This window comes from Tabrizicola sp. (assembly GCF_036781545.1).
Classification (GTDB): domain Bacteria; phylum Pseudomonadota; class Alphaproteobacteria; order Rhodobacterales; family Rhodobacteraceae; genus Tabrizicola.
The window spans coordinates 1-6,778 of sequence record NZ_DAIQAT010000178.1 but is presented as its reverse complement, the minus strand read 5'-3'; the positions used below and the strand labels follow the sequence as shown (position 1 = coordinate 6,778).

The following is a 6,778-nucleotide window of genomic DNA, read 5'->3' as shown; positions in this document are numbered from 1 at the left end:
GCCGTTGGTGGTGGAGACCAGGTGGTCCGCCGTCACGTCATACCAGCGCGCGCCGAAGGTGGTGGTCAGGCTGTCCGACAGGTCGATCTCGTGCTGGCCGTAGATCGACAGCGTCTTGATCGCGGCCTTGTCGAAGCGCAGCGAGGTGGTGGAGGTGCCCGGGGGCGTCGTCGTGGTCACCGTCACCTTGTCCGAGGCGAGCCGGTCGTCCTCGTATTCCAGGCCCAGCACGCTGCGGCTGTTCGGGGTGAAATGCATCTCGGCCCGCAGGTTCAGGCCCAGTGTCGTCTGATCGTCGAGCGAGGTCGAGAGCACCCGCATCCGGCGCGGGCCGACCGCGACGGTCACGTCGTTGCTGAACTCGCGGTCGATGGTCTGGCGGTAGGCGTCGAGGTGCAGAAGGTCGAGCCAGGGCGTCAGCTGCGTGCCGTCGTAGAAGAGCGAGACCTTGCGCAGGTCGCGGTGCGGCAGGTCGATGTAGAAGTCGGGAACGCCGGTGTGGACCTTGGCAGACAGGTCATAGGCCTCGGCCCCGAGGCCGAAATAATGGGCGCCGGTGCGGTAGCCGAGGTGCAGGGCGAGCGAGCCGTCGGCGACTTCGGAGTCGTCCAGCACCCCGTCCGGCGTGTGGCGGTCGCCCTGGTGCATCCTGCCGTAGCTCAGCCGGTAGTCCAGCGCGCCCGCCCCGAGTTCCACGGTGCCGCCGCCCGACAGCGACAGCCGGTAGCCCCGCGTCGCCGACATGTAGCCGGTGGTTGCCGACAGCTGGAACGGGTCTTCGGCGCCTTTCTTGGTGACGATGTTGATCACGCCCCCGATGGCGCGGCTGCCGGAGACCACCGAGGACGAGCCGCGCACCACCTCGATCCGTTCGATGCGGGTCGGGTCCACCAGGATCGGCTGGCCATAGTTGGTGTGGTCGGTCAGCTTCTGCCCGTCGATCATGATCGCCACCCGGCGCGAGGTCTCGCCCCGGATCGCCACCCGCTCGATGCCTTCCTCGCTGACATGCAGGCCCGGCACGTCGCGCAGAAGCGTGGCGATCGAGACCGGGGCCTTGCCCTTCAGGCTGTCGCCTTCGATCACGGTGATCGAGGCCGGGTTGGTCAGCACATCGGTCGGAAGCCCGGTGCCAAGGAGCGTGATGGTGCCGAGGTCGATCCAGGTGGTCTCGGCCAGGGCGGCGGAAGCGGGGACAAGCGCGGTGCCGAGGAGCAGCGCGGTCAGGAGGGAAGCGCCGGGAATGGCCATGTCATCAGTCCTTCAACCAGGTATCGGGGTCCGCTGCCTGGCTGAGGGCTGGGGTCTTCGGGACGTACGGGAAGGTCTAGCGACGCTTTCGGTGGCGGGGCTTGACTTAGGTCAATTCCATAGAAAATCAGTCAACAAATATCACGGGGCGCGTCACCCGGCGGCCCAATAGGCCGCGGCGCGGCTTTCGCCCTTCTCGATGCCGCGGGCGGTCATCCAAAGGCGGGCCTGTTCCGCCTCGGCCTTCTCGCCCGCGAAGAAGAGGAAGCGGTTGCCCGCAGGGGGCGAGAGTTCGTCCAGAAGCTCCGGCAGCGGAGTGCCGGTAATCCAGGAAAGCCGGAAGCCGGGGGGCAGCGCGATCTCTTGCGCATCATCGGCATGGGGCACGCGAAGGAAGGCCTGCCCGCGCGCATCGGGCGGAAGCGCCTCGATCATCCGCAGCACTACCGGCAGCGCGGTCTCGTCGCCGATCAGGCCCTGCCAGCCGCCCTGCCCCACGCCACCGCCGCCCGGACCGGTCAGGCCCACTTCCTCGCCGCCTTGCAGGGTCTCGGTCCAGGCGGTGACGCGGCCGCCGTCATGCAGGAAGATGTCAACGTCGATCCATCCGCCTGCAGGGTCGAGCTTGCGAACGGTATAGGCCGGGCGGTGCCAGTCCTGCGCGCTGCCGGGCCAGATCAGCCCTTCGGGCCCGACAGTGGGCAGGGGCACGCCCGGCGGGCCGAAGAGGAAGCGGAAATGCAGGCCGCCGGTGGCGAAAGGGGTGAAGTCGCCGCGCAGGCGGACCCGGCGGAAGCTCGGCGAGATCTGGCGGACATGGTCCACCGTCGCCACGGTCAGGCGGACATTCGGGCGGGGGGCGGGGGCGTTCATGCCGGTTCCCTTTCCTTGACGACGGGTTGCAGGTGGAAGACCGCATCGGCGGCGCCGGGGCCGGGCAGGTCGATCGGATCGGCGGGGATCAGGGCGCGGGCCTTGGTCAGCCCGAGATCGGCCAGTTGCCAGGGTACGCCGCCGCCATGTTGCAGATGGCCCATGCCGATGATGCCCACCACCAGCGGAGCGCCGGGCCGCGCCGCCGCCTGGACGATGCGGGTGGCGAAGGCGCGGTCCCAGACCTCTTGCGCGCGGACGAAGCGGTCGAAGGCCGGGTCCTCGGGCGAGGTCGCCTTGCGGTCGGGCCGCCCGCCGCCGGTCAGGCCGAAGATGAAGCGGCGGTAGGCCATGGGCGAGGGTTTCGGGCGCGTCAGCCCCTCGCGCTGCGGTTCGGGAACGCTGTCCCAGCCACCCGCGCCGACGGCGCGGACCAGATCGCGGGCGACGTTCAGGCCGACCATCGGCACCGCCATATCGCGGCAGAAGCGGAAGAGCGGCAGGTAGAGGTCCGCCGGATGCCCCCAGACCGTGCCCCATTCGGCGCGGGTCAGGAAGTCTGTCTCTGAAAGGCCGCCCGCGACCCATTCGGCCAGGACCGGATCGAGACGCGCCGGGAACATCTCGAAGCCCAAGACCAGCGGACGATGCGCAGCGAGGCCCGCCGCGACGTGGAGTTGCCAGCGGTGATGGTCGGCCCGGTCGTGCCGCTCGCCAAGAAGCACGGCCTGCGCCCGCGCCAGCCCGGCGAAGAGCGCGGGGGCGGAGACCGGCGTCCCTGCCCCGTCGGTCCAGCCCCCGGCGGTCATGCGAAGGCCGCGCTGGCGAGGCAAAGGCCGGTCGGCTGGCCCGTGGCGTCGAGCGCGATGCGCCGTCCCGGTTCCACCCGCCAGTCCGAGACCGAGCCGCCCTCGAGATGCAGGTGGAAATCGGGTGTCATCACATTCAGGAAACCCATGGCGGGCTTCACCGCCTCGATCCGGCCCTGCCAGCTCTGGCTGACACCATGGGCCGAGGCGGTGATCTCTGCGGGCTGGCCCGAGGCGACGATGGCTTCGAAAGGGGCGCAGGCGGGGTCGTCCCCGGCAAGCTCGGCACGCTCGACCCGCGCGGGCTTTTCCGGTGCGGCTTCAGGCTGGCGGGGGAAGGCGGCGAGGGCGGCTTCGAAAGGCTCCAGCCCCTCCATCCCGACCACGGCGGCCAGAACCTGCCCGGCGGCATCGCGGAACTCCAGCCGGGGATAGACCTTGTCCTTCATTACCGAACTGCGGTCCAACGTGACGGTGACAAGTGGCGCCAGCGGTAGGGTGGCATCGTGGCACTCGCCGGTGATGCGCGCTGCGCCGCCCTCACGCGACACCGTGCCGACCGGGCCGATGCGTTCATGCGTGGCCCCGCCCGCGCGCAGGATCACCATCAGGCGGCCCATGCCGGGCAACAGGTCCAGCACATCGGCGGGGGTGGCGGTCAGGCGTTCATGCGGGGTCTCGGTCATGCGGTTTCTTCCTTGAGGTCAGGGGGGCCGAGGCGCAGCGCGTCGTCGGCGACGAGCCCGGCGGGTTTGCGGTGGGCGACGACGATCAGCGTCGCATCGGGCAGTTCGGCGCGGAGCCAGGCCAGGAGGTCGGCCTCGGAGGCGGGGTCGAGGGCCGAGGTCGCCTCGTCCATCAACAGCCAGTCGGGCCGGTTCAGCACGGCGCGGGCAAGGCCGAGACGCTGGCGTTCGCCCATGGAAAGACCTGCGAGCGCGGCCTCGGGCGAGTCGGCCAGCAGGCGGTGACCGAGGCCCAGCCGGGCAAGGACGGCCGCGATGCGGGCCGGGTCCTGCGTGGCGGGGTCCTGCGGGTGGCAGGCGGCGCCCGCCAGCCCCTCGCCCAGAACGGGCGCGCCGGCGGGCAGGAACAGGAAGCGCCCGGCAGGACGCTCCACCCGCCCCTGCCCCCAAGGCCAGAGCCCGGCGATGGCGGCGAGGAGCGTGGTCTTGCCCTGCCCCGAGCCGCCGGTGATCAGAAGCGTCCGGCCGGGACGCAGCACGCGGTCGGGCACCACGTCCAGCCAGCGGCCATCCGGGGTGGCAAGGCGCAGCTTGGTCAGCCGTAGCGCCCCATCGCCGGATACGGCCCGGACGATGTCGCGCGGCGCGCCGGGCAGCGGCGCCGGGGTCTGCGCGGCCTGCATCAACCCGTCGAGCCTTTCGCAGACGGCGACGAATTCGGCCAGCCCGCGATATTTGAACAGGAACCAGCTGAGGGTCGTGGTGACGCTGGAGAAGGCCGAGGCCAGTTGCATCAGCCCGCCCAGCGTGACCGCGCCCGCCAGATAGGCAGGAAGCGCGAAGAAGGTGGGCACGCGCAGCACCGTCTGCTGATAGGGCCGGGTGAAGAGGCCCTGCACCAGTTCCGTGCGCATGATCCGCCGCCAGTTGCCCTCGATGGCGGCGAAGCGGCTGTCCAGCGCGCGCCGCTCGGCTTCTTCTCCGCCGCCCTGCGCCACGGTGTCGGCGCGGTCGCGCAGGCCGACAAGGGCGTGGCGGAAGTCGGCTTCAACCTTCTCACGCTCGAAATACCGGCGCTTCAGCGGGCGACCAAGGCCGTGGGTGATCAGCGTGGCGACCACGGCATAGATCGGCGCCAGCCAGAACATGTAGCGCGGTATTGTGATGTCCAGGCCGAAGGCGGTGAAGGACAGGGCAAAGGTCGACAGGCCCCAGAGGATCGCCACGAAGGAGACGAGCGAGACGACCTGCTGCATCAGTTCCAGCGTGAAGAACAGGAAGCGGTCGACAAAGGCCTTGCAATCCTCGGCGACGCGCTGGTCGGGGTTGTCGATGGCGGTCTGGCCGAAGCCGGGGCGAAGAAGCCAGTAGGCGCGGTTGCCGACCCAGAGATCCAGCGCCTGTGCGGTCAGCCTCGCGCGCCAGAGGATGTAGAGCCGTTTCTGGAACCAGTCGGCGGCCAGCCAGCTGCCCGCGGATGTGCCGATCAGCAGGAAGAAGACGCCGACCTGCCAGGCGGCTTCGGCGGCGTCCAGCGCCTCGAGCGCGTCGTAGAAGGCCTTGTTCCAGGCGATCAGGCGGATCGAGACCCAGACGCCCACGAAGCCGAGGCCCAACACCAGCCCGTAAAGGGCCAGGCCCTTCCACAGCCCCGGCCCCCCCGCCGCGATCCGCGCCAGCCGCCCGGCGCGGGCTAATGTCATGCGCAAGCCCATGCCGACCTCAGAACTTGTAGTCCATGGACAGCACAAGGCTGCGCCCCGGGCCGGTGAACAGCTCGGGCGGCACGGTGTTCGTGGTGGCCGCCGTAGCCGCCAGCGCGGAGTTTGCTGCTCCCATCTCGTAGTATTTCTTGTCGAAAAGGTTGTAGACGGTCAGGTTCAGCACGCCGTTCTCGGTGAAGGTCCAGCCCGCGCCGACATCAACCACGCCATAGCCCGGCGGGGTGAAGTTGGCAGCATTGACGGTCTGCATGGCCCCCACCAGCGTGGCGGTCGCGTTCAGCGTCACGTCGGTGTTCGCCAGGTCATAGTTGACCCCCAGGACGGCCGTCAGCGGCGGTACCAAGTGCTGGGTCGGCGCGTCGCCCGGAGTGGCGGTGGCCTTACCATTCATCCAGGCGACCGAGCCGGTCAGCCGTAGATGGTCGCTCACATCCCAGCCACCCTCGAGTTCCAGACCCCAGGTCTCGACCGCCGAGATGTTGCGGTAGCTGATTTCCTGCGGGGTGGTGCCCGGCACAAACCAGAAGCTCTCAATGAAGTTCTTGTACTTCGCATTGAATGCGTTCACCGCGAAGAAGCCATTCTCGTATTCGCCGCGAGCGCCGATCTCGATGCTCTTAACCTCTTCGGGCACCAGCCAAGGCGCAGGAACCAGCTCGAACGTGCCGGACATGGACGAGGTGTAGAGCTGCTGGAACGTCGGCATCTTGAAGCCTTCGCCGTAATGCGCCCAGACCGAGTAGGTGTCGTTAAAGTGCCAGGTCGCACCCAGCGATTTCAGAAGTTCCTCGCGGTTGCGGTCGGTAGGGGTACTGCCGGGAAGTGGGATGATCGAGGAGTTCTGCGAGGGGCTCATGTGGTAGGTGGCGTAGCGCAGGCCCGGCGTCAGTTCGAGCTTGCCGCCCAGAAGAGTGATGCTGTCTTGAATGTAGAGGTCGGCACGGGTGGTCGACCCATCAGTGAAGTTGAAGCCGTTCGGCACCGACCAGACATCGGTGGTGGCGGTGACGACACGGCGGCGGCGGTCATAGCTGGTTTCGGCCCGGTCGGAGTCGAGACCGTAGGTCAGCACATGATCGGCGCCGCCCCAAGTGAAGCGCGAGGTGGCCTGGACGTCGAGCTCCAGGAAATCCTCGGAATAGTTGACGTAGTCATGGGTCCGGGTGATTGCACCCGCCGCATTGGCCACGCTCAGCGCGTGCTGGTCATAGCCGGAGGGGGTCCAAGCGAGCGTTGCCTTGACCTCGTTGACGGGGCCGTCGAATTCGGCCTTGTAGTCCACGGCATAGCGGGTGCGGAAAAGGTCACGCTCGCGCGGGTTGGCGATCACAGTGGCGCTGCGGGTCAGGGTATTGTCGATCTCGCTGAGCCGATCGAGCTTGTCGAAGGTGAACTTCAGGCTTTGCGTGTCGCTGATGTCCCAGACCAGCTTGAC

6 protein-coding genes are annotated in these 6,778 nt (G+C 68.6%); all 6 read right to left on the bottom strand.

The genetic code is table 11. The annotated features are described in order from the left end of the window. Positions 1-1,251 (bottom strand): TonB-dependent receptor (locus V7Q39_RS18190; protein ID WP_333818024.1); only part of this gene is annotated, 1,251 nt, incomplete at its 3' end. Positions 1,252-1,404: 153 nt separating this feature from the next. Then, entirely contained in the window at positions 1,405-2,124 is a 720-nt protein-coding gene (locus V7Q39_RS18185) for a siderophore-interacting protein (RefSeq protein WP_333818023.1), read from the bottom strand. Continuing rightward, the gene (locus V7Q39_RS18180; protein ID WP_333818022.1) at positions 2,121-2,933 is read right to left on the bottom strand and encodes a ChaN family lipoprotein; all 813 of its coding nucleotides are present in this window, start codon (positions 2,931-2,933) and stop codon (positions 2,121-2,123) included. Before V7Q39_RS18180 ends, V7Q39_RS18185 begins: the two co-directional genes overlap by 4 nt. Then, entirely contained in the window at positions 2,930-3,619 is a 690-nt protein-coding gene (locus tag V7Q39_RS18175; protein WP_333818021.1) for a hypothetical protein, read from the bottom strand. The genes V7Q39_RS18180 and V7Q39_RS18175 overlap by 4 nt, the downstream gene beginning before the upstream one ends. Then, the gene (locus V7Q39_RS18170; RefSeq protein WP_333818020.1) at positions 3,616-5,322 is read right to left on the bottom strand and encodes an ABC transporter ATP-binding protein/permease; all 1,707 of its coding nucleotides are present in this window, start codon (positions 5,320-5,322) and stop codon (positions 3,616-3,618) included. The genes V7Q39_RS18175 and V7Q39_RS18170 overlap by 4 nt, the downstream gene beginning before the upstream one ends. Before the next feature lie 19 nt (positions 5,323-5,341). Then, a partial coding sequence (locus V7Q39_RS18165; protein WP_333818018.1) for a TonB-dependent receptor occupies positions 5,342-6,778 on the bottom strand: 1,437 nt, incomplete at its 5' end.